The sequence below is a fragment of the Solwaraspora sp. WMMA2065 genome (genome assembly GCF_030345075.1).
In the GTDB taxonomy this organism is placed as follows: Bacteria; Actinomycetota; Actinomycetes; order Mycobacteriales; family Micromonosporaceae; genus Micromonospora_E.
In genome coordinates this window covers 5,163,493-5,185,223 of record NZ_CP128361.1, presented here as the reverse complement: position 1 = coordinate 5,185,223, position 21,731 = coordinate 5,163,493, and the positions used below count along the sequence as shown (strand labels likewise).

At 70.7% G+C, this 21,731-nt stretch carries 21 protein-coding genes and 1 pseudogene; 12 read left to right on the top strand and 10 right to left on the bottom strand.

Annotated features, from left to right (window positions below; all coding sequences use genetic code 11):
* Nucleotides 1-9 precede the first annotated feature (9 nt).
* On the bottom strand, nt 10-1,404 hold the full coding sequence (locus O7610_RS23605) for a condensation domain-containing protein (protein ID WP_281552644.1): 1,395 nt from the start codon (nt 1,402-1,404) through the stop codon (nt 10-12).
* Between the two features lie 104 nt (nt 1,405-1,508).
* On the opposite strand from O7610_RS23605, the gene O7610_RS23600 reads away from it, so the two are divergent.
* The 4 genes and pseudogenes from O7610_RS23600 (at nt 1,509) to O7610_RS23590 (ending at nt 4,400) form a co-directional block, all read left to right on the top strand.
* A complete protein-coding gene (locus tag O7610_RS23600; RefSeq protein WP_289211873.1) occupies nt 1,509-2,432 on the top strand; it encodes a type 1 glutamine amidotransferase in 924 nt (307 codons plus the stop codon).
* Nucleotides 2,429-3,052 (top strand): hypothetical protein, encoded by a 624-nt coding sequence (locus O7610_RS23595; RefSeq protein WP_289211872.1) that lies wholly within the window; start codon nt 2,429-2,431, stop codon nt 3,050-3,052. Before O7610_RS23600 ends, O7610_RS23595 begins: the two co-directional genes overlap by 4 nt.
* Before the next feature lie 325 nt (nt 3,053-3,377).
* Nucleotides 3,378-3,479, top strand: a pseudogene (locus O7610_RS30765) (helix-turn-helix domain-containing protein); the annotation flags it as partial.
* 348 nt (nt 3,480-3,827) lie between these two features.
* A complete protein-coding gene (locus O7610_RS23590; RefSeq protein ID WP_281552641.1) occupies nt 3,828-4,400 on the top strand; it encodes a hypothetical protein in 573 nt (190 codons plus the stop codon).
* A gap of 70 nt (nt 4,401-4,470) precedes the next feature.
* Here O7610_RS23590 and O7610_RS23585 read toward each other — a convergent pair whose 3' ends face one another.
* The 4 genes from O7610_RS23585 to tnpC form a co-directional block, all read right to left on the bottom strand.
* Nucleotides 4,471-4,653 carry a DUF397 domain-containing protein gene (locus tag O7610_RS23585; protein ID WP_281552640.1) on the bottom strand — a complete coding sequence of 61 codons (183 nt, stop codon included), beginning with the start codon at nt 4,651-4,653 and terminating at the stop codon, nt 4,471-4,473.
* Nucleotides 4,654-5,156: 503 nt separating this feature from the next.
* Complete coding sequence (locus O7610_RS23580) at nt 5,157-5,354, bottom strand: DUF397 domain-containing protein (RefSeq protein ID WP_281552639.1); 198 nt, start codon at nt 5,352-5,354, stop codon at nt 5,157-5,159.
* Nucleotides 5,351-6,208 (bottom strand): helix-turn-helix domain-containing protein, encoded by an 858-nt coding sequence (locus tag O7610_RS23575; RefSeq protein ID WP_281552638.1) that lies wholly within the window; start codon nt 6,206-6,208, stop codon nt 5,351-5,353. Before O7610_RS23575 ends, O7610_RS23580 begins: the two co-directional genes overlap by 4 nt.
* A 216-nt stretch (nt 6,209-6,424) precedes the next feature.
* Nucleotides 6,425-7,912, bottom strand: a complete 1,488-nt coding sequence (gene tnpC, locus O7610_RS23570; protein WP_281551243.1) for an IS66 family transposase — start codon at nt 7,910-7,912, stop codon at nt 6,425-6,427.
* Between the two features lie 213 nt (nt 7,913-8,125).
* On the opposite strand from tnpC, the gene O7610_RS23565 reads away from it, so the two are divergent.
* From O7610_RS23565 to O7610_RS23540, 6 genes are all read left to right on the top strand, one after another.
* Entirely contained in the window at nt 8,126-8,452 is a 327-nt protein-coding gene (locus O7610_RS23565; protein WP_281552637.1) for a recombinase family protein, read from the top strand.
* A complete protein-coding gene (locus O7610_RS23560) occupies nt 8,449-8,799 on the top strand; it encodes a serine integrase family protein (protein ID WP_281552636.1) in 351 nt (116 codons plus the stop codon). Before O7610_RS23565 ends, O7610_RS23560 begins: the two co-directional genes overlap by 4 nt.
* Before the next feature lie 123 nt (nt 8,800-8,922).
* Nucleotides 8,923-9,195, top strand: a complete 273-nt coding sequence (locus O7610_RS23555; protein WP_289211871.1) for a hypothetical protein — start codon at nt 8,923-8,925, stop codon at nt 9,193-9,195.
* 13 nt (nt 9,196-9,208) lie between these two features.
* Entirely contained in the window at nt 9,209-9,472 is a 264-nt protein-coding gene (locus O7610_RS23550; protein WP_281552634.1) for a hypothetical protein, read from the top strand.
* A 123-nt stretch (nt 9,473-9,595) separates the two neighbouring features.
* Nucleotides 9,596-10,756, top strand: a complete 1,161-nt coding sequence (locus O7610_RS23545) for an IS30 family transposase (RefSeq protein WP_281552633.1) — start codon at nt 9,596-9,598, stop codon at nt 10,754-10,756.
* 139 nt (nt 10,757-10,895) lie between these two features.
* A complete protein-coding gene (locus tag O7610_RS23540; protein WP_289211870.1) occupies nt 10,896-11,984 on the top strand; it encodes an alkaline phosphatase family protein in 1,089 nt (362 codons plus the stop codon).
* 45 nt (nt 11,985-12,029) lie between these two features.
* On the opposite strand, the gene O7610_RS23535 is transcribed toward O7610_RS23540, so the two are convergent.
* Genes O7610_RS23535 through O7610_RS23520 form a run of 4 tightly spaced genes read right to left on the bottom strand, consistent with a single transcriptional unit; the run spans nt 12,030 to nt 18,382 of the window.
* On the bottom strand, nt 12,030-13,265 hold the full coding sequence (locus O7610_RS23535) for an MFS transporter (RefSeq protein WP_281552631.1): 1,236 nt from the start codon (nt 13,263-13,265) through the stop codon (nt 12,030-12,032).
* Nucleotides 13,243-15,210 carry a DUF4910 domain-containing protein gene (locus tag O7610_RS23530; RefSeq protein WP_289211869.1) on the bottom strand — a complete coding sequence of 656 codons (1,968 nt, stop codon included), beginning with the start codon at nt 15,208-15,210 and terminating at the stop codon, nt 13,243-13,245. The genes O7610_RS23535 and O7610_RS23530 overlap by 23 nt, the downstream gene beginning before the upstream one ends.
* Nucleotides 15,207-17,162 (bottom strand): aminotransferase class I/II-fold pyridoxal phosphate-dependent enzyme, encoded by a 1,956-nt coding sequence (locus O7610_RS23525; RefSeq protein ID WP_289211868.1) that lies wholly within the window; start codon nt 17,160-17,162, stop codon nt 15,207-15,209. The genes O7610_RS23530 and O7610_RS23525 overlap by 4 nt, the downstream gene beginning before the upstream one ends.
* Before the next feature lie 5 nt (nt 17,163-17,167).
* Entirely contained in the window at nt 17,168-18,382 is a 1,215-nt protein-coding gene (locus tag O7610_RS23520; protein ID WP_281552628.1) for a tRNA lysidine(34) synthetase, read from the bottom strand.
* Nucleotides 18,383-18,425: 43 nt separating this feature from the next.
* Between O7610_RS23520 and O7610_RS23515 the strand changes: the two genes are divergently transcribed.
* Both O7610_RS23515 and O7610_RS23510 read left to right on the top strand, forming a co-directional pair.
* Nucleotides 18,426-19,445, top strand: coding sequence for a GNAT family N-acetyltransferase (locus O7610_RS23515; protein WP_281552627.1), 1,020 nt, complete (start codon nt 18,426-18,428; stop codon nt 19,443-19,445).
* The gene (locus tag O7610_RS23510; RefSeq protein ID WP_281552626.1) at nt 19,442-20,599 is read left to right on the top strand and encodes a GNAT family protein; all 1,158 of its coding nucleotides are present in this window, start codon (nt 19,442-19,444) and stop codon (nt 20,597-20,599) included. Before O7610_RS23515 ends, O7610_RS23510 begins: the two co-directional genes overlap by 4 nt.
* A gap of 14 nt (nt 20,600-20,613) precedes the next feature.
* Here O7610_RS23510 and O7610_RS23505 read toward each other — a convergent pair whose 3' ends face one another.
* Nucleotides 20,614-21,507: a nucleoside-diphosphate kinase gene (locus O7610_RS23505; RefSeq protein ID WP_281552625.1), complete on the bottom strand. Its 894-nt coding sequence runs from the start codon at nt 21,505-21,507 to the stop codon at nt 20,614-20,616.
* Between the last annotated feature and the right edge of the window lie 224 nt (nt 21,508-21,731).

Genomic DNA, 21,731 nt, shown 5'->3' with positions numbered 1-21,731 from the left:
CTGCGTCAACTATTCCGCGAACGCGCCGTCGATGAGGTGGGCCTCCAGCGCCCGTAGGAACCGCTCGATGTCGTCGGTCGAGAAGTAGGTGGTGTCGGCGGTGAGCGCCAGCCCCAACCCGTCCGGCCGGTCGACGATCTCGATCCGGGTACGCCAGGTAAACCGCTCGATCCGCTGGGCGAGCCGGAACGTGGTGCCGGCCGACGCGCCACGTACCGCCGCCTCGTCGATGTCGCGGCCGAACAGGTCGCTGTCCGCCGACAGCCGGATGTCGTTGAGGTAGCAGTGCGGGTTCACCCCGGTTGCGTACGGCAGGCCGGCCGCGCCGAACGCGTCGCTGAGCGCCTGCGGGTCGTAGTAGGCGTGCCGGTACCCGTCGAGCGCCGCCCGCCACACCCGGGGCAGCAGGGACGCCATCCGGCGGTCGCCGGTCAGGTCGACCGGCACCAGGGCCAACTGGTTCAGCTTGGCGATCGCCTCCGGGTAGCCGTCCAGCATCCGGTTGTTGACCATCGTGTGCATGCCGACCAGGTCGTTGCCGGAGCATTCGCCGACCACCAGCGCCGCCGCCGCGAGCAGCACCGTCGAGGTGGTCGTCCGATGCCGTACGGCGAGCATCCTGGTCGCGGTGTCCGCCGCCGCCGAGGTCAGGACACCCCGCCGGAAACGCGGGGTGGCCGGCTCCCGCTGCGGCATCCGGGTGTCGCGCGACAGCCGGCGGGTCACCTCCACCCAGTACGCCGCCGCCCGCGCCGACCGCCGCCGGTGGCTCTCCCGCTGCTCCAGGTCGGCGACGTCCGCCGACTGCAGACCGGGTGCGTCGTCGATCCGGCTCCGGGCCAGCAGCAGCCGCAGGTCGCGCAGCACCAGCTCGGCCGCCCGGAAGTCGACCGTGGTGTGGCTGAACACCACCACCACCTGATGCGGTACGCCGTCGCGGGTCACCACCGCGACGCGCTGCGGCCAGTCGTCGGCGTGCGCGAACGGCTCCGCCGCCAGCTCGTCGGCGACCCGCTGGGCGACCGCCGCCGGATCCGCCGACCCGCCGCCCGCCGCGTCGCCGGAGTTGCCGCCGGATTCGGCCGGCACCACCAGCACCGGTAGGTCACCCCGGTCGGCGACCAGTTGACGGGGCTCGTCGCCGGCCAGCTCCAGCCGGGTGCGCAGCGCGGTGTGCCGCACCATCAGGGCGGCGATCGCCGCGTACACCCGCTCCGGGTCGGAGCGTGCCCGGCGGGGCACGGCGACGTGCCGTTTGAGGGCGAACATGGTCTGGCTGGTGCCGTGCCGCCGGAGCGCCATCCACAATGCCCGCTGGCCCCAGGTGATCGGGGCGGTGCGCGCCGGATCCGGCGCGACGAACGACACCGTACGGCGGCCCAGGGTCGACAGTTCGGTCACCACGTCGACCAGTATCAGTGAATGTGCTGTCACCCGACAGGGTCGAGTAAGCGCTTTCCCTCGACCGATCGGCCGATGATCTCCACCTGGGCGGTAGTCTCCGGCAGGTGCCCCACCACACGCGCGCGCCCCACCAAATCCGGGACCGGATCCGACTGCTCTTCGTCAATACCCAGGAACGCGCCGCACTGACCGCCCTCGGCCTCCCCAGCTATCCGCAGTGGATCGCCGAGGCGACCGGGCTGGACCCGACGCAGATCGTCACCGTCGACGTCGCCGACGGGCAGCCGCTGCCCGACACCATCGAAGCCGACGCGGTCATCGGCGGCGGCTCCGGGCACTCCGCGTACGAACACCTGCCGTGGATCACCCGGACCAAGGAGTTCTTCCGCGCCGCCGCTGCCGCCGGCGTACCGGAGCTGCACATCTGCTGGTCACACCAGGCCCGCGCGGAGTCGATCGGCGGCCGGGCGGCGATCGGCGGGCACGGCCGCCGGTTCGGCGTCGACACGGTACGGCTGACCCCGGCCGGCCGGGTCGACCCGCTGTTCACCGGCCTGCCCGACGAGTTCGACCTGTTCACCTCGCACGTCGATGTGGTCGAGGAACTGCCGGCACGGGCCGTCGAGGGGGCGGTCGTCGAATTGGCGTACAGCCGGGTCTACCGCAACGAGGCGCTGGCCATCGGCCCGACCGTACGGACGATCCAGGCCCACCCCGAGATCACCGCGAGCATCATTTCGGCGCTGGCCCGCAGCCGACGCGGCGCGCTGGTCCGCGAAGGCTGGATCGGCCCGGACGACGCCGACCTCGACGCCTTCACCGCCACCCTGTACGCCCGTGAGGCGCAGATCGTCGCGACCTCTCGGCGGCTGATGGCCAACTGGCTGCGGTACCACGTCCGCCCGGGTGTCCGGCCCGACACCGCTCCGACCGGCACGCCGTCCGCTGGTGCTGGCGTCGGTGTCGCCGCCGGTGCTGGTGTTGGTGCTCATGGCGGGGTGCCGGCGGCGGTCGGCGGCGTGTTGTGAGCGTCGCCCTGCCAGCGGCGCGCAGCAGCGCCGAAGCACGCCTCTACGTCGAGCTGCATCCGTGCGGCTGCGGTGAAGCACGGTTCGAGCCGCAGGTCGAGGTGGTCGCGCTCACCGACGGTGACCTGGCCACCCGCTACCAGGGCAGCTGTGCCGGCTGCGGCACCGCACGGGAGTTCCTGTTCCGGCTGCCCGCCGAGCCGGTGCACCCGCCGGCAGGCGCTGCTTTTTCGTACGGTGGCCCGGAGCCGTCGCAGCTCATCGACCCCGGCGAGTGGATTGCCGTCGCCGACCGGTACGCCGCCCTGGTCCCCGCCGACTTCGCCACCGCCGGGCCTGCCGCTCCCGGGCCTGCTGCTGCCGGGCCTGCTGCTGCCGACCCGGTCACGCTCGATCCAGCACAGCGGCGGCGGGCCGCGGCTGCCCTGTCCCGGGCCGTCGCCGCGCTCGACGAGGCGATGAAGTTCATCCCGGCCGACGCCGACGAGGTGCCGGCCGACACCATCACCAGCGACACGGGACGACGGATGCGACGACGCGAACCGGGCCGGTTCCGCCGCGACCGCCTCACCGCCCTCCGCGACACCTACACCGCCCCTCTGCAGGTCAAACGACGCTGATCCTGAGTAGTGGAAGGCTGGCGCAGCTCGGCTCAACCACCGGGCTCTGCTGGTCGGCGGCCGGTCTCTTCTCTCGAAAACGATCAGGACGATCGTGAGCATGAATGTTGATTCACTATGAACTCAACAACACGCCCCAAGATGACTTAGAGTCAACTCACGACACATTTTCTGCATCACCCCGCCCAACTGGAGGCAGCGTGTCGGTAGGCAAAAGGTTGGTCGCATTCTCAGCAGCCCTCACACTGACACCGAAGAGGACTACCGAGACATAGTAAGGATGGCCGCCGAGGCGGCGGAGATCTGAAGCCAACCAAGGGCAGCAATGACTAGTTGCGGACGCTGGCGCGACATTCGCGCGGCCCACATCGAGCGATCCGGTGGCGAGCAGGCCGTCGAGTCCGGTAAGCAGGAACTGCCTGCCACGGCGGGCCTGCCTGGCCGCGAGGCCGCTGTGGCCGACTCGGGGCATGGGCACGGGTCGCTGGAAGAGACGGTATATCTGATGGCCAGCCTCGCCAATGCTCGGCGGTTGGCCGAAGCGGTCGAAGAGCTACGCGACGGCGGCGGGGAGATTCACGACCTGATTGACCCTGGCCACAGCTCGGGCGGGGTCGCCGGCAACTCAGCACCGCGCCGAGGTGAGGCTGAGATACCTTAAGTTCGCGTTTTAACGTGCGTAAGCCTCACCTCGACGGCTCCCGGCTACAACAGGCTGGCCGGGAACCCACCCCGGCGACGCCCATCGCCGTGGCATGCAGGCGACACTGTCGGCATGCGTCCCTCCATCACCATGGCCGTCGTAGGCGGGCTACTCGCCGTGCAAGGCTGCGCTGTCACTGCTCTCGCCCCCGAGGCGCCCCCGCCGACCCCAACCGTCGGACAGCCCGTGGTGTTGGATGCCCGCGTACCGGGTTGGCAGACCGCCGCCTGGCTCGCTGAAGACTCGTTCTGCGTGCGCGTTGCCCGCGTCGACGAGAAGCGCAGGGAGGGCAAGGAGAACGAGTTCGTCTTCTGCGATCCGGCGCCGGAGGCTTTGGACACGGTCGGTCCGCCGCTGCTGCCCACCAAGCCGATGCCGTACGTCGCCCCGCTTGACCCGCAGCAGCGGAAGATCATCCTGGTCGGGTCCGTACGCGGTGCCGTGACCAGCGTGTCCGTGACCATGTTCGGCCAGACCGCCACGGCCGCCGTACACCGGCTCCCCGCCACCCGAAGTCGCCAGATCGGCGCGTACGCGGCCTGGCTTCCCCGTAGCGAGCATGAGCGCGACGGGATGAACCTCTCCGACATCACCGCCGTCGTCGGCCGCGACGCCGACGGCCGCGTCGTGACCCAACTGGACTGACACCAGCGGAGGCACCGGCCAACTTGGGGAGCCGAGCCTCTGGAGCTCGGCCCGCTGCTGGGATGTTGGATCAGTGGTGCTGCTTGGCGAGCTCGACGAAGGAGCGCCAGGCGGACGGGCCGAAGATCAGCATCGGGCCGCTACGGTCCTTGGTGTCCCGAACCAGGACCCGACCGGGCAGGTTGTCGGCCACCTCGACGCACGAGCCGGCTTCGGAGTAGGTGCTGGTACGCCAACTGGGTGCGCTGCTCACTGGATCATCTCCACCGATCGACGTCCACTCCTGGGCAGTGAGGTGCCAGAGAGACGGAGTCTCGATGCACACCGTCTCAATGAAGGGCAGCTCCCGAGAGAGCTGCGACCCGGCCGCCGCCGCCAGGTCGACATCCGCAAGCTGACCGGGCCTCAATGAAGGGCAGCTCCCGAGAGAGCTGCGACAGGGTACCGATTTTACCCCTCCTGACCTGCGGCGGAGCGAGCGGTCCGCGAAGGGTCCGCCTGGAGAGAGCACGACGACAGCCCAAACGCCACCGACGTCCACTCTCGAACAGTACTTGAGCTGCGTAAACAGCTCCGCGAAGGGTCCGCGCTCACGGACGGCATGACGGAGCCTTCGCAGCGCAGAGCGAACCGACCAACCCGGCCGGCGATCAGGCGCCCTGACTCACCGCGTCCGGCGCGCGATGCAGGAGCGCCGACCCTACCGAGGCAGGGTCGGCGCTCTCCGGCTGTCTCGCCGAGATCGCCGTCAGGCCGTCAGTGGTGGCGCTTCGCCACCTCGATGAACGAGCGCCACGCGGACGGGCCGAAGGCCAGGGTGCCGCCGTCGCGGTTCTTGGTGTCCCGGACCAGGACCCGTCCCGGAAGGTTGTCGGCCACTTCGACGCAGTTGTTCTGTCCGTTGCTCCGGCTCGACGTGAACCAACGAGCCGCTGAAACGTCGCCAGTGATCACTTGCCCATCTCCTTCATCGCGTCCCTGATTGCCTGCCTCGACGCCCGCTCATCCAGCGAGGCGTCCCAGATGTTGCTGAATGCTCCCTCGTACCGGTCGATCTCATGCGGCTTGTCCAGGAACAGAGCACCGGTGAACCCGTCGACGTAGACCGTGGGCGGTTCCGTCGCCTGGCCGTTGCCGTTGGTGGGAAACTCCAGCACGACGAACGGACCCGACATGATGCCGGCGTGCATCCCGACCGCGAACGGCAGCACCCTGAGTGCCACGTTCGGCATCTCGCTCACGGCGATCAGCCGTTCCAGCTGGGCGCTCATGACCTCCCGCCCGCCCACCGGCCGCCGGAGGATCGACTCGTTGAGCACCACCCTCAGCTCCGGTGCCGCGACCGGTCTGGTGAGCAGCGTTTGCCGAGCGATTCGGAGTTGAACCCGTCGGCCGATCTCGCGCGGCTCCGTGCCGGGGTTGTCGGCCTCGATCAGCGTGCGGGCGTAGTCCGCAGTTTGCAGTAGTCCTGGCACGAGCTCAGCTTCGTACCACCGCAACTGACTGCAGGACTCCTCCAGGCCGATGTAAACGTCGAAGCCCTCGTTGATTATGTCTGCGTAAGACAGCCACCAGCCCTTGCTCTTGGTCTCCTTGGCGAGAGCCATGAGCGATGTCGTCGTCTCGGCCAACGCGCCGTAGACGCGGCACATCTGCTCGACGTCGAGTGACCGCATGGACGTCTGCCCGGTCTCGATCCGCCAGATCTTCGCTTCGCTCCACTCCAGAGCGGAGGCGGCGGCTCTGACCGTGAACCGGGCCTGCATCCGGAGATCACGCAGGCAGCGACCCAGTTGCCGTCTCGGCACCGTTGACCCTGTCGCTCCTTCCGCCACGTCTCATCCTCCGCTCCTCGCCTCACGGTGAGGCGACCCTGTCACTCAAGATGAAAGCACCCGTACGCCTGTTTTGCAATGCATGCTTCGCTCTCTATGACGTACTTCTGGGTGCCCTAAATGAAGTCTTGTAGATCGATACACGCAGTGCTCTACTCGTAAACATTCACCTCTTGTGAGGGCGCGGGGTCAGCCCTGGAGGATGTGGGCGGTCTGCGGCATCCAGGGGTTCCCTGTGACGGCGTCGCGGAGTGCGGTCATGGCGTTGACGCCGTGTTTGACCGCAGTGGATAGGTAGCTGCGGATGGTCAGCCGGTCGCGGGTGGCTTTCTCGCTGGTGAGCCGGCCGGAGATCTTCTGCTGGGTCTTGTTCGGCCGTAGGTCACGCTCGGCGAGGTTGTTCGTCGGCGGAATGGTGGTGTCGTAGCAGAACCGCAGGACGTCGTCGTGGCGGTGGTGGAGATCCTCGAGTAGGTTGCGGCCGGGCGGCTGCCTGTCGCGGGGGCCGCCGACGCGGGGGACGTCCTTACGGCCGACGATCACGCCGTCGCGGAACTCGCGGACCAGCGGGTCACGCACGGCGGGGTCGATCTCGGCCTGTCCGGCGGCGCGGGCGAGGTTCGCGGCGTGGATCAGGCCGCGTAGCGCCCGCTGGCACTGGACCGGCCAGACGTGGTCGGGGTAGGTCTCGGCCGCGTCTTCGAGATCGCGGAGCAGATGTGCGCAGCACAGTTGGTGCCGCACCCCGTCGGCGAAGTTGCCGGCCTGGTCGTAGACGGTGTACCGGTCGTGCACGGCGACCCCGGTGAACGCCGGCCCGATCCCGATGGTGCGGAACTGTTCGCCGCTGCGACGCTCAGCCAGCGCGTACAGGGTGTACCGGCCGGTCGACGCGGACCATACGTACCCGTTGCGGCCCGCGGCACCCGCCCGGATCGTGGTCTCGTCGAAATGGACCACCTCGGCCAGGGTGATCAACGCCTTGATCATCGTGACGATGTCGGTCACCGCCGCCGCGACGGCGGCGAGGACCTTGTGGACGAACCCGGCCGACACGCGGGTGCCGGCCAGATCGGCGATCAGCCGCACGCACCGCTCGACCGGCACGTGCTGCACGATCAGCAGGTACACGGCGAGAGCGCGCAGGTTCGCCCCGTACACCCGGGTGTTACCCACCCCCGCCTGCTTCGGCGGGGCGGCGACGTGCTTCCGGCCGCAGCCGCACCGGACCCGGTACTGCCGGTACTCCACCGTCGACGCGGTGACCAGCGGCACGTCGGTGACCTGACTGGCCGACACCACCCCCTCGTCGACAGCCCCCGCCAGGTCCGTCCCGCACTCGCACGGCCCGCACGGACGCTGGTCAACCACCCGGACGTCGGCCTCGTCCAACCAGGGCAGATACGATCCCGGCGCACCGGGCTGTCTACCTCGCCCCGGCTTCTTCCCGCCCGAGCGCCCACCGCCGGCGGGCTTGCTCCTACCCGACCGGCCAGGCAGATCATCGGTCGAGGGCGGCATCGAGGAGTTTCGGCTGTTCCGCGAGATCAACCGCTTGATCTGCTCCAACTCCGCACGTAGCCGTTCCACCTCGGCCGTCTGATCCGCCAACTGAGCGGCCTGATCACGGACCACCGCGATCAGCTCGTCCCGCGACAGCGCCTCCGGATCAACCACCCGGGCACAAGATCACGATCGGTCCGAGACGGCAACCACCCCCAGCTCGGCCCGGCGAGTCACGCTACCCAACAGCAAACCCGCCAGCAAGACGTGAATGTTTACCTCTACTCGTCTTCGGTACCTGGGCGTGCCGCACCGCCCAGCAGCCGGCGAGGGGTCGCCCGAGCAGGCACATGTCGTCGGTCCCGCTCGAATCGAAGGGGGCATTCCATGGTGAAGCCGCTGATGTACGGCTACCTGCGGGTGGACCTCGACGCCCTCGACGGCGACATCCGGCAGATGGAACTCGCCCTCAAGTTCTGGGCCGAGCAGGAGGGCTACTGCTTAGCGGGGCTCTTCCATGAGTACGACACCGCGCTGAACCGCCCCGCCCTCACCGCACTGATCGAAGAGATCGGCCGCTCCGACGCCCGGCGCGTGATCACGCCCAGCCTTGCGCACCTCTCCACGCACCCGGTGGTCCAGCGCCACCTTCTCGACGCGCTGGAAGACACCGGCGTCCAGGTCCATACCCTGCAGGAGGAACTAGACCCATGAGACTGCCGCTGTACGGCTACATCCGCCTACTGCCGCCGCACGCCAACACGAGCAACGCCATCGTGGACCAAGCCGAGCGACGCATGCAGCAGTTCGCCGACAGCCACGGCTACGACCTGACCGCTGTCTTCATCGAACGCGCGACCAGTCGAGCAGCGTTCGACCGCCTGATGCATGACCTCCTCGTCGAGGACGCCCACCACGTCATCGTCCCCGCCCACGAAACCCTCTCTGCACACCACAGCGACCTCTTCGACGACCTGATCGAGGAACTACACGCGGCAGACGCGCTCATCTTCGATCTCGAAGCCATCGACACCTGCGACAGGAGGATGCGGCCATGCTAGGAATCGGGGCAGTCGTCGGCGCGGCGCTGCTGGGCTTCTGCGCCGGGCTGTGGTCATTCAAGGTCAAGTCCAGGTGGTGCCCGGACTGCGGGCGTACGACCTACCCGATAGCGGATCGGCCCGGTGAGTAGCCGGCTGCTCGCCACGCCGGAGCCGAAACCCGGCGACGTGCTGATCATCGGCCGGCAAGCCAGCGTCCAGTTCGCCGACGACCGCGCCATCCGACTCCGGGTCATCGCCGTCGACCGCAAATGGACCTACGACGGGTGGATCTGGCTGGCCGGATACGTCATCGACCGGTACGGCAACGCCGCCGAACGGCGGGAGATACTCGTCCAGCGCCACGGACTCTACCGACTGCCCCGGCGCGCAGAAACCCGACCATCGACCAATTGATCAAGGGAGAGAAATGATCACCGAAATGCTACGTGACTGGTGGCTACGCTGGCTCGACTGGCGCTCCGGCCGGTCCACAGCCTCCCACCGGCTGCACCACCTGCGACGCGAGCTGCACCAACAACGGCAGACGACATCGGCCCGTCACCGCCGACTCGACGGCAACCGGGGACACCACTGGTCCACCGAGGCGACCGAACTGGTCCCCACCCTGCGCCCGTTGATGACCTACGGCCAGCAACTCGGCTACCGGGTCCTCCCGCACGGCTCACCCTGACCGGCCCCCTCCCCCTACACCCGCCGAGCCGGGATCATCAAGATCATGTGAGGCTGAGATACCTTTCGACCGGCTCGGGTTCAAGGGGTCGTCGCAACACCTGAGTTGATCAAGGGAGTTGCGATGTCTAGATCACTGCCCCGGTTCCGGCGGGTCGCGTTCTGGGACGCCGTCCGGCTGGGGATGTCGAACGAGGAGGCGGGACGACACGCCGGGGTCACCCATCCCACTGAGCTGCGGTGGTTCGCCCAGGCTGGTGGGGTGAAGAGCAACGGACCTCGAGCGGCGTCGGGCCGCTACCTGTCGTTCGATGAGCGGGAGGAGATCGCCCTGGCCTTGGCGCGGGGCGAGTCGCAGCGGTCGATCGCGACCCGGTTGGGTCGCTCGCCGTCGACGATCTGTCGGGAGGTCACCCGCAACAAGGGTTGGCGGGGCCCCTACCGGGCCGGACCTGCCGAGAAGATGACCAGGCAACGGGCAAGACGGCCGAAGGTCGCGAAGCTGGCCGCCGACGAGCGGCTACACATGGTGGTGCAGCACTGGTTGACGTTGCGGTGGTCACCGGAGCAGATCAGTCTGCGGCTGGTGGCCGCGTTCCCCGACGATGAGAGCATGCGGATCTCACCGGAGACGATCTACCAGTCGTTGTACGTGCAGGGCCGGGGCGCGTTGCGGCGGGAACTGGCGGCGTGTCTGCGCACGGGGCGGGCGTTGCGGCGGCCGCGTCGGCGTGAGCGTGAGCGGCGGGGCCGGTTGTCGGACATGGTCAACATCCGGGACCGGCCGGCGGAGGTCGCCGACCGGGCGGTGCCCGGCCACTGGGAGGGCGACCTGATCATCGGCCGGAATCAGGCGTCGGCGATCGGGACGTTGGTGGAGCGGTCGACCCGGTTCTGCATGCTGCTGCACCTGCCCGACGGGCGCGACGCGGTGCAGGTGCGGGATGCGTTGATCGCGGCGATCCGGACAATGCCCGAGCAGTTGCGGCGGTCGGTGACGTGGGACCAGGGCCGGGAGTTGGCCCGCCACGTCGAGGTGTCGATCGCTGCCGGGATCGACATCTACTTCTGCGATCCGCACTCGCCGTGGCAGCGGGGTAGCAACGAGAACACCAACGGGTTGCTGCGGCAGTACTTCCCGAAGGGCACCGACCTTTCTGTCCACAGTGCCGAGCATCTCGCCGCTGTCGCCGCCGAGTTGAACGGGCGCCCCCGTAAGACACTCGGTGTCCGCACCCCGGCCGAGGCCCTCGCCGAGCTACTATCAGCCCCGTCAGCAGCATGAACACCCACTGTTGCGACGACCGGTTGAATCCGCCCCGGTCGAAAGGTATCTCAGCCTCACATGGTGGCGTCGGTGCCGGCCAGCCTGGCGGCGGCGGTGGCGCCGATGATCCACAATGCCGGGGAGGAGGAGAAGATCTGTGCCGTCGGCCACGTACACCTCCTTGGCGGACATTCCCGACGTCGTCTGCGACGAACTGTCGCGGGCGCGCCGTGGGGTGATCATGCTTGCCGTTGACGGGTTGTCATATGACGCGGCGCTGGCGGCAGGCTGGCGGACCGCCGAGTTGACCAAGTTGGCCAGCACGTTTCCGAGCACGTCGACGACTGCGTGGCTGACCGCCATAACCGGAGTCGGGCCGGCGCAGCACGGCGTACCGGGGATGGTCTATCGCGTGCCCGGCCGTGGCACTCTGGTGTACGCCGTCACCGGCCGGGTGTTGGCGCAGGGGCCGGCCGACCCGGGCGGCGACCCCAGACTCGTGATCGAGCACCCGACCATCTTCGACCGGGCTGCAGGCGACGGCGTGCAGTGCCGCGCGGTGGCCCGGGAGATCGCCCACCTACCCGGCCCATGGGCGCAGGCGCTGCTCCGGGGCGCGACCGTCGTCCCGGCTGCACCGTCGGAGACGCTCGCCCGGCAGGCCCGCGACCCGGCGTTGCTGGTCGACGCCGCGATGAAAGAAGTCGACGAGCAGATCGGCGGGCAGGCCGGCGGTGTGCGGCGGCGGCAGCCGATGCTCCTGTGGACCTACGTCAACCTGGACGATTATCTGCACCGGCACGGCTACGACGAACGAGCCGTGGCGGCCATGGCCGAGCTGGGCAGCCGGGCAGCCCGGTGGGCGCAGGCCGGCTGGACGGTCATCGGCTACTCGGACCACGGCCAGGTCCGGTGCACCCCGGACCCGGACCTGGTGCGGGCCTGGTCCGTTCTGGACGACCCGGCACGGCGGCTGCTCCCGGCCGGCGGCGCGGGCCGGGTCCGGTGGCTGTACCCGGCCCCCGGCGACGAAGACGAAGAGGTCGGCGGCCGACTCGCTGCGGCACTCGGCTCCTCGGCTCGGATCGTGGCCACCGACGAAGCACTGCGGGACCGGGTAGGCCCGGTGATCGCGATCGCCGCAGACGAACGCTTCCCCGTGCCGGACACCAGCCTGAGCTGGGAGCACGGCGCCGACTCTCCTGACGAGACGGTGGTGCCGCTGGCGATCTGGCGGGGCCGCTGAGACTGCCGTGCCGCCAGGACACGCGGCGGCTAGGACACGGGGCTGCTATGAGGCGATGCCGACGGGCGAGACGTCAGCCGGCCGCTGCGGGCTCGTCTGGGCCCGGAACGGCAACAGCGCGGCCCCCACCAGGATGAAGACTGCAGCGACCGCGAAGTAGATCGGCCGGTAGCCGACTGTGCCGACGACCAGGGTGCCGACACCGATGCATACGGCGTACGGCGTATTGATGATCGCCTCAGACGCGACGATCGCGCGGCCCTGCAGCTCGGCGGAGGTGCGCCGCTGCACCAGGGTCACCTCGGCGACGAGAATCAGCGGCAACCCCAACCCGACCAGGACCGCCCCGGCTGCGACTCCGGTCAGGGTGGCGGTGCTGGCCGCCGCCAGGCCGACCCCGTTGAGCAGGAAGCCGGCGCAGGCCACGGTGTACTCGCCGTAGCGGCGCATCGCGGGACCGACCAGGAGACCGGCGACGACGCTGCCGGCACCCTGGACGCCCCCGAGGATCCCGATGATGGCGGTCGGACGCTGCAGCCCATCGCTGACGAGCGAGAACAGAGCCACGTTGATCATGCCGGCACCGCCGAACGCGACCGCGCTGGCGACGACGATCCGCCGGATGACCGGATGGCGGGCCACGTGCCGGGCCCCGGCGACGACCTCGGTCGCCAGCGAGCCCCGCTGCGTGGCGGCGGCCGACCGGACCAGATCCCGGGGCCGGCGCAGCAGCACCAGCGACGCGACGGACAGGGCGAACGTCGCGACGTCCACCAGGATGACCGCCTCTATACCGCTGGTGGTGTAGAGCGCGGCGCCGACGACCGGCCCGATCACCCGCATCCCCTGACTGAGGCTGCTGAGTACGCCGTTGGCGTTGCCGAGGCTGTCGTCGGGCAGCATCGAGTGCAGCAGTCCGCCACGGGAGGCCCGGTAGATCTGCCCGGAGCAGCCGTACAGGAAGGTGACGACGTACACCAGCCAGACGTCGGCCGCGCTGTCCACTGTCAGCAGTGCCAGGATCAGGACCGCCATCGCCCCGTCGTTGACCGTCATCAGCCACCGGCGCGGCAGGCGGTCCACCAGCAGGCCGGTCAACGGCGACAGCAGCACGGCGATCGCCATGAGCAGGAAGACCAGGCCGGCGGCGCTGGTGGATCCGGTGAGGTCCTTCATCCAGATCGCCAACACGATGACCATCATCGTGCTGCCGAACATGTTGAACGCCTGACCGGCAAGGAGCAGCCGCATGTTGCGGTCACGCAGGATGACGGGTCGCATCGATCTCCTCAGCCGCGTCGAGATCCTCAGGATCGGGCACCGGGACGACCCAGCCGGCCCGGTGCAGCATGTCGAAGACCCGGTCGGCGAACGCCACCGAGACAGGGAGTTCGCCGGCCAGCGCCGCCCACCACGCCGCGCTGCGGCGGCCACGCCGGCCGTCGACTGCTCGCAACAGCGTGAGTACGCGGGCGTGGCTGCCGCCCCGATCCTCAGCCAGGCGTTCGGCGAGCCAGGCGCGGTCAGCGTCGGTGGCGGCCAGCGTCCGGGGATTGACCGGGCCGAGCGCGGCGCGGGCCAGCACCGTACCCGACGCCTCGTCGTCGGCCGACGGCTCGACGCACAGCGCGCGGTCGGCAGCGGTGGCGGACACGTCGGCCAGCCAGCGCGCCGTACGGACGATCTCCCCGGCCGGCACCCCGGCGTACGTCAGCGTGCTGACACACCTGCCGGCGATCTCGCTGCGGTGGGCCACCCGCCGGACCGACGCGGCGTCGCCGGCCGGGTCCAGCACCGGGCTGCCGTCGTCACGGTACGGGTACGGTGCCGGCGGACGCTGCCGGCCGGGCAGCGCCGCCAGGATGTGCCCGGCGGCCCAGCCGGCACACGCGTCGGCGACGTCGGCGGCCAACGCCGGGTCCGCGCGCCCGCGTACCGCCGCCACGGTCGACGCCGCCACCGTGACGGTGCGACGCAGCTCGGCCGGGTCGACCATGTCGAGCGTGTCGGCCGAGGTGTGGTTGGCCCGGTCCGGCCAGTGCCCGAAGGACACCGTCGGGCACCGGGTCGGCGCATCCGAGACGAGCGCATGGTCGGAACCCCCGGAGAACGGCGCGGTGACCGCCTGCCCCGGATCGCACGGCACCGCGCCGCTGTAGGACCGGGCCCGCGCCGGCGTCAGGTCGGCGCAGCGTCCGGCCAGGGCCGGCAGAAACGACGGTACGTCATCCGGCCCCCGCTCGATCACCAGCGAGCTACCGCAGCGGTACGGGTCCTGCCCGGCCATGTCCACGTTGACCGCCAGGCTGGGCCGCGCCACGGCACCGCCGCCCACAAGATCGTGCAGGTACGCGGCGACACCGACGAACTCCGGTGCCCACAGGAAACGCAGATCCGGTCCGCCGACTGGCCGGGCACCGAGCAGCCGGGCGGTCGCGAGCAGCGCGGCGACGCCGGAGGCATTGTCGTTGGCGCTGGGCCGGGGATGGCACAGGTGCGCCGAGAGCAGGAACTCGTCGCCACTGCCGTCGCCCGGCAGCACGCCGGTCACCACCGGCATGGTGGCCGTCGACCCGGCCACCGCCACCTCGACGGTGACCGCCTCGCCCCGGTCGGCGGCCGCGCTGAGCCTGGCGAGCTGCGCGGCGGTGAGACTGAAGCCGGCCAACGCCGTGCCGGGCAGCAGTTCCAGCCGGCCGACCTGGTCGGCGAGCCGGTCGATCCGGGCGCCGAGCGGGTCTGCGGCGACCGCGACGGCACCGCCGGCCGCCGCCCGCCGGGCGCATTCCGGAAACGGTACGCGGACGTCGTCCAGCAGCACGAGCGCGCCGGTCGCGTCGGCGCCGGCGCACATCGCTGACCAGCGAAGCAGTGGTACGGCGACGCCGCCGGCGGGGATCGGTGCCGAGTACGCCGCGAGGGTGTACGGCTGTGCCGGGTAGTCGATCAGCGTCTCGCCGCCGTGCCGGAGGCTGGCCCGCACCGGTGTCCACGACATCGGGGCCTGGTAGGTCCACCACCGCCGGGCCCCGTCTGCCGGGAACGTGTGCACGGTGACGTCGCGCAGGCCGGCGTCCGCCGCCCGCTGTGCGACGTAGCCAGCCGCTGCGTGTATTCCGGCCGAGGCCTGGTAGCGGTCGTGCCGGGCGACCTCGGCGACGTCGGCCATGGCAGCGTCGACGTCGATGCCGTCGTGCACCGCCGCGACCAGCTGTGACAACCTCATCGAAGGCCCGTCGGGGCAGGTCCGCCGGCGGCGGAGCCGGCAACGGCGGCTGTCGGGGCTGCGAACGCGGCGGTGAAGGCGGCCAGGCGGGCCTCGGACAGCGGGACCGACAGCCGCAGCAGCGCTCCCGGTGGGCCGCCCGGCTCCAACGACGGCACCTGCTTGGCGAGCACTCCTCGGGCGGCCAGGATCCGGCGTACCTCATCGTCACCGCGCAGGACCAACCACGGCAGCCGGGGGTCGGTCGGCAGCAGGGTGAGACCGGCGGCGATCAGCTGCTCCTCGACGTACGGCTTCACCTGTGCGATCCGGTCCCGCAGTGCGGCCAGCGGATCTTGCTGGGTGAGCAGCGCGGCGGCCAGGTCCAGGGCGAGTGCGCCGACCGCCAGCGGTGGCGCCACCTGCCGGACGATGTCGGCCAGGTCCGGTGCGGCGACGGCGTACCCGACCCGCAGCCCGCCGGCGCAGAACCCCTTCGACATGCTGCGGATGACGACGGTGCCGGGCAGCTCCTCGGTGAGCGGGGCGGCGCTCTGGTCGGGCGGCAGGTAGGCACCGAGCGTCTCGTCGACGACCAGCACACTGCCGACCGTGGCGCAGGCCTGCGCGACCCGGCGGAGCTGGTCCCCGGTCCAGATCGGGCCGAGCAGGCCGGGCCGGTCGACGACGGTCAGCACCGGTCGGTGCTGGGTCACGGCGGCCACCGCGTCCGCCGGGTCGCGCAGCGACGTGGCCCGGACCTGGCCACCGGTGGCGCCGGGCAACTCCGGATGGCCGGCCACGTCGACCAGGACGGTGCCGCCGTCGCCCAGCCGGGCCAGCGCGTGCAGCAGGCCGGTGGCACCGGCGCCGGCGGTCACCCGTTCGGCCGGCAGCTGCCGGCCCGGCGGCCAGCGCAGATACCCGGCGACGAGGGGCGCGAGCCGCTGCCCGGCGTACGGGTCGGCGAGGTCGTAGCGGCGTGCCCGCTGGATCGCGGCCGGCCCGCCGGGCAGCGCCGCCCACGCGGCGGCCAGCGCGGGTTCGACCGGCCCGGCCTCGTCGGGGGCTGCGCGCAGGTCGAGCGGACCCGGGGCGGGGCCGTCGGCAGATCGGGTGTGGCCGTCGGCAGGTGACGGGGTCGGCGGCGGGTCCGATGACGGGTCTGGTGGCGTTGGCGCGCGGTGTCCGTCGAGTGCCGAGGCCACCACCGGTGCCGGTCGGGCGACGTACTGGACGTAGCGGGTGTCCATGGTCAGCGTGGCACCTGCGGTGAAGTCCGCGTCGGTCCGGGCCACGGCGAACCCGGCACGGGTCAGCAGGGTGCCCACCTCGGTCGGGTGGTAGAGGCGGACGTCGTCGGGGAGGACGGCGGTGGTGCCGTCCGGCCGGCGGACGATGACCCGGCCGCTGCTGCGTCCGGTGGCCGGGTCGTAGCGGCGCTGGAAGTGGAACGCGGTGCCGCCGATGTCCGCGTGTGCCTCGTCCCGGTAGTGCCGGGCAATAGCGAGCACATTGGAGTGGTCGAGGATCAGCAGACCGTCGGCGGGCAGCAGGCGGCGAACCGTGCGCAGCAGCCGGAGCTGGTCGGCGTCGGACCCCCAGCCGAACGCCTGTACGCAGATGGCCGCATCGACGTCGGGCAGCCCCCACCCGGGTGGCTGCGCGCCGAGCAGGTCCACCCGGCGCAGGTCGAGGGTGACATCGGCGGCGGCGGCGGCGCTCGCGGCCCGCTGCAGCGCGTACCCGGACACGTCCACCCCGATGACGTCGAAGCCCCTACGCGCCAGACCGACGGCGTGCCGGCCGACCCCGCAGCCCAGGTCGACCACCCGCCGGCCGGGTGCGTGGGTGGCCAGGACGTCCGCCAGGTAGGCGACCTCGGCGGCGGTGCGTTCGGCCGTGTACTCGTCGTCGGCGAACGTCCAGTAGTCGGCCGTGAAGTAGCGCTCGTACCACGGGGTCGGCGGCATGCCGGTCAGGACACGGTGGTGAGCTCGCGACGGGCGAAGAAGTCGCAGACGTCGCAGAGGTCCGGTGCGTTGGCGACACCTTCCTGCTGCAGGTAGACCCCGCCGCAGACGCGGCAGGCCGCCTCCATGAAGGGGAACATGTAGCGCTGCATGTTCTCGAACGCGGAGAACATGTAGTAGTCGATGCCCGGCCACAAATCGAGCAGATGGTCGGTCATTCCGTACGCCAGGGACCGCTCGTCGGGCCCGGTGGTGAACCGCCCCGGGGTGCCCTGCCGGTTCAGTTCCGGCGCGACCAACTCCAGGTAGAGCGTCAGTTCCTTCTTGGTGATCCGGTACAGCGGGAAGATGTACCGCAGGCCGCCGATCTGCCGGGTCGGGATGCCACCCATCCGGAATCCGCTGGTCATCCAGGTCACCATGCTGGCCAGCAGGTCGTCGGCGTTGAAGCCGAACGCCACCACCCCGGCGCCGCGCGCGTGTGCCTCCTCCTCCAGCATCCGCCGCAGCACCTGGTGGCCGATGACCATCGTCAGGTGGCTGCCCTCGTCGCTGACGATCTCGTTCATCGAGTCGACGAACGTGCCGCGTAGCCGGAACACCCGCTCCACGTCCGCCGCGGTGACGATGACCTGCTCGATCCCGAGCCGTTCGCCGGAGGCACGGGCGGCGGCGAAGGTCGCCGGCTCCTCCCAGTCGGGCAGGCCGGTGATGGTCACGGCCGTCATGTTCAGTGGCGGCAGCCGGTCCCTGGTCCGCTCCAGCAGGGTCAGGTAGGCGACGCTGTCCCGCCCGCCGGACAGCCCGACGATCACGTGGTCACCGTCGCGCATCACCTCCCGGGACAGGACACTGTCGACGAAGGCTTCCTCGACGTACTGGATGAAGGCGGGAGCGTCGAACTGCTCGCCCCGGACCTCGATGGCGCCCTTGTCGTCGAAAACGATGCTCTTGGTGTAGACCGGGTTGGGTACACCGTAGACCTGCCGTTTCGGGCGGCGCATCACATTCAGATCGTAATGCCGGACCTGCCGGACTTCGATGATGTCGTCGGCGCCGACAACCGTGGTGTCCTCCGACACCACCTGCCCATCGCGCCAGCTCAACACGGAGTTGACCGGGATGCCGTTGCGGCGTAACACGTCGACCAGAGGCTGCCCCGCCGTCGCAGCCAATTCCTCGGTCGTGCCGACCTTCGTGTGGTAATAGACTGACGCCATTGTGCAACCATAGATGCCCGCCGGTGTCCGGTACAGTGCGATCATGGGCCGTTCCATAGTCGTCGACCACTACGACGACCCCCGGGCGGCGGCGCGGGCCGGGTGGGAAGCGGTCGCTGGCAGCGGTGACACGCCGATCTTCTATCAGGACGGTTACCTGTCGGCGTACCACGACGCGCCGCTCGCGCCACTGGATCGGCTCGGCTACCTGATGGCCCGGGAACCGGCCGGGCGACCGGTGGCCGTCCTGCCGGTCGCGCTGCACCGCCTCGCCGACCCGATCGGCGGGCTCCGGCGCCTGCATCCCGGCATCGAACGGGACAGCGCGCTGCTCAGCCACGTCTGGCACTGCTACGACACCCAACTGCTCGGCGCGGTCGCCCGGACCGACGTGGTCACCGAACTGCTGGACACCCTGCGCCGGCTCGCCGGCAACTGGGGGGCCCGCTGGTACGGGCTGGTCAATGTGGACTCGTCAGGCCCGACGGCGACCGCACTCACCGCCGCCGGGCTGACCGGTCGGCACCTGGTGGACCGCTACTCCACCGACCTGACCGGCCTCACCTCGTACGAGGACTACCTTGCCCGACTGGCTCCCCGGCCCCGGGCCAACCTGCGCCGCAACGAGCGCCGGGCGGCCGACGCCGGTTTCGTCTGCGATGTGACCACACCGGACGGCGCGGACCTGGTCGAGATCGCCGAGCTGTGCGACCGGACCGCCGCCCGCTTCGGCAACGCCGGTTTCTACCCAACCGAGACGTTCACCCGGTTCGTCACCGCCCTCGGCCCGGCCGCGCACGTGCTCCGCATCCGTCAACGGGGCACGCTGGTCGCGGCCGGGGTGTGCCTGACCGACCAGCGCCGTTTCCACACCTGGACCTGCGGTGTCGAATACCGTGTCGACGGCAACGCCAGCCCGTACGCGGCGCTGTTCGCCGAGTCGGTCCGGCTGGCGCTGCGGCTGGGCCGCCCGATCCTGGAGGGCGGGCGCAGCAACGACGTCTTCAAACGTCGGCACGGGCTGACCGCCCGCCGGCTCGACGCCTACGTGATGCGGCTGTGAGCTACCGGCTACGCGTCCATTCGGGCATCGCCCCGCAGTGGGAGCGGTTGGCCGCCGACGGGCCGATGCTGACCACACCGGGCTGGCTGCGTGCGATGGCGGGCCGGCTCGGCGGGCGTACGCTCACCTTCGTTGTCGAACAGGGCGACGCGGCGTGCCTGGCCCTGCACGCCACCGTGCAGCCCGTCCCCCGGCCCGGTGAAGTGTTCGACCTGCACCATGTACTGGTCAGTGCGGCTCCCGCGCTGCCGCTGACCGACGCGTCACGTGCCGCGCGAGCCGAGTTGTCGAGGCGGGCCGCGCCCGAGCCGTCCCGCTGGACGCCGAACCTGCTGGTGATGCTGCCCGGCTACGAATGCCTCCCCGTCGGACCGGCGGCGAACAGCCCGGCCGCGCTCGCTGCAGCCGTCGACGGCATCCTGGACTGGGCCGCGGACGCCGGCATCGCGACGGTGGCGTTCCTCTACACCAGACCGGAGGCGACGGCGCTGACCGGTGCTCTGTCCGCAGCCGGGTTCGTGGCGATGCCACTGTCACTGACCTGGGAGCTTCCGGTGCGCGACGGCGGTTTCGACGCCTACCTGGCGTCGCTGCCCCGCAAACGGGCAGCGGAAGCAGGGCGCGAGCTGGCCCGGCTCACCGCCAACGGCGTACGGCTGCGTCATCTGCACGGCGATGCCATCCCCCCGGTCGTACCGGTGCTGGCCCGACTGCGCGGCCAGTTGGTCAGCAAGTACCGGGGCCGCTGCGACGAGGCGGCCGAGCGCGGCCGGCTGGAATCGCTGTTGCAGGATGTCGCCGGCGGCCGCGCCCAGGTGGTCCTCGCCGATGCCGGGGACGCCGTCGTCGGGTTCGCGCTGTTCGCACCGTTCGGTGACGAGTGGCAGTGCCTGGCCCTCGGCTACGACTACACCGATCGCCGGTCGAGGTTCGCGTACTTCGGCACGGCGTTCTACGGGGCGGTCCCGATCGCCTCGGCGCAGGGTGTCCGCCGGATCGGCTACGGACAGGGCGCGGCGCGGGCCAAACAGGACCGGGGATGCGTCGGTACGCCGCTGACGGCCTGGCTGCACTCGACCGATCCTGAGCTGATGGCCACGGCGCGGGCCGCCGCGTCGACGACCGTCCTCATCCCTGGACAGCGAACGTCCTGATCCCGGCGTCGGCGTCACCGGCGCGGCGCAAACCGGCGTGAGGTGGCAAGCACGAGGCGTTCCCACGGGTCGAGCCGGGCGCCGTGGACAGCGAGGAGGTCCTGCACCCGGGCCGGGTCGGGGCCGGGCTGGTCGGGGGTGAACTCGGCGGTCAGTATCGGCGCGAGGGGATGCCCGCTGGCCAGCAGCCCGGCGGCCTTCTCGCCGGCCCCGGCGGCGGCGAGACCGCTGAGGTCACCGGCCAGCAGGTCGGCCGCGCTGCGGCGGGCGGAGTCGGACAGCCCTGGCCAGGCCAGGGCAAGGACCCGGGCGCGCAGACCGGCCAGGACCTGCGGATATCCCCGGCGCTCGGCGGGAGCGCTCCGGCTGAGCAGATCGAGCAGGGTACGCAGGTCGGCCGGGTCGCCGCCGTCGTACCCGCCGCGCCCGCCGACGCCGGACCCGACGCCGAACTGGCTGTCGGTGAAGACCGCGCTCTCCCGTTGGGAGTCGGCAGGGGTGTCGGAGCTGTGCATCAGGGCCAGCATGACGTTTATGGAGCCGAGGTCGGCACGGATCGTGCCAGGGCTCGCGTCAGCAGGATCGCTCGCCCCTTTGGCCAGGCGCAGCCGGGCGTGGCTGGGGTGTCGCGGATCGGGCCGGACGTCGCGGACCAGAAGCGCCACCGTCGGGCCGAAGTCGAAGAGCTGGTCGACGAGACGGTAGAGGTACGCCTTCCACACCTGGGTGATGTTGCGTTCGTGGAACGCGTCCAGGTTGGCCGGCCGGTGCCACAGCACCCGCCACGCCATTGGCTGGAATCCCTGGTCGACCACCCGGTCCACGATCTGCCCGCCGAGGTGGCGGGCGAGGGCATCGGGGGCGAGCAGCATGAAGACCGTATGTTCCCAGTCGACTGCTTCACTCACGCGGAGGCTCCTTCGCGGCGGTATGGCGTCGGGTGTGGTCCTGGCCTGGTCCGGATGTGCTCCGGGCATGGTGCCGGGTGCGGCCCCGGACCCGCCGGCTGCCGCACCCGTCGTCTGTTTCAGGTCACCGCTTCTTCTTTTTCACGACCGGGCGCCGTGTGTGGACAGCTTGGCGGTTCATCCTGGCCTCCTTCCCGGGTCGAGCGCGGACAATCCGTCGGTCG

Coding starts and splice junctions, on each gene's coding strand:
- O7610_RS23535 (WP_281552631.1), bottom strand. CDS start 13,265: ATGCGACCCGTCATCCTGCGTGACCGCAACATGCGGCTGCTCCTTGCC.
- O7610_RS23560 (WP_281552636.1), top strand. CDS start 8,449: ATGAGACTGCCGCTGTACGGCTACATCCGCCTACTGCCGCCGCACGCC.
- O7610_RS23525 (WP_289211868.1), bottom strand. CDS start 17,162: ATGCCGCCGACCCCGTGGTACGAGCGCTACTTCACGGCCGACTACTGG.
- O7610_RS23590 (WP_281552641.1), top strand. CDS start 3,828: ATGCGTCCCTCCATCACCATGGCCGTCGTAGGCGGGCTACTCGCCGTG.
- O7610_RS23530 (WP_289211869.1), bottom strand. CDS start 15,210: ATGAGGTTGTCACAGCTGGTCGCGGCGGTGCACGACGGCATCGACGTC.
- O7610_RS23545 (WP_281552633.1), top strand. CDS start 9,596: ATGTCTAGATCACTGCCCCGGTTCCGGCGGGTCGCGTTCTGGGACGCC.
- O7610_RS23550 (WP_281552634.1), top strand. CDS start 9,209: ATGATCACCGAAATGCTACGTGACTGGTGGCTACGCTGGCTCGACTGG.
- O7610_RS23565 (WP_281552637.1), top strand. CDS start 8,126: ATGGTGAAGCCGCTGATGTACGGCTACCTGCGGGTGGACCTCGACGCC.
- O7610_RS23515 (WP_281552627.1), top strand. CDS start 18,426: ATGGGCCGTTCCATAGTCGTCGACCACTACGACGACCCCCGGGCGGCG.
- O7610_RS23520 (WP_281552628.1), bottom strand. CDS start 18,382: ATGGCGTCAGTCTATTACCACACGAAGGTCGGCACGACCGAGGAATTG.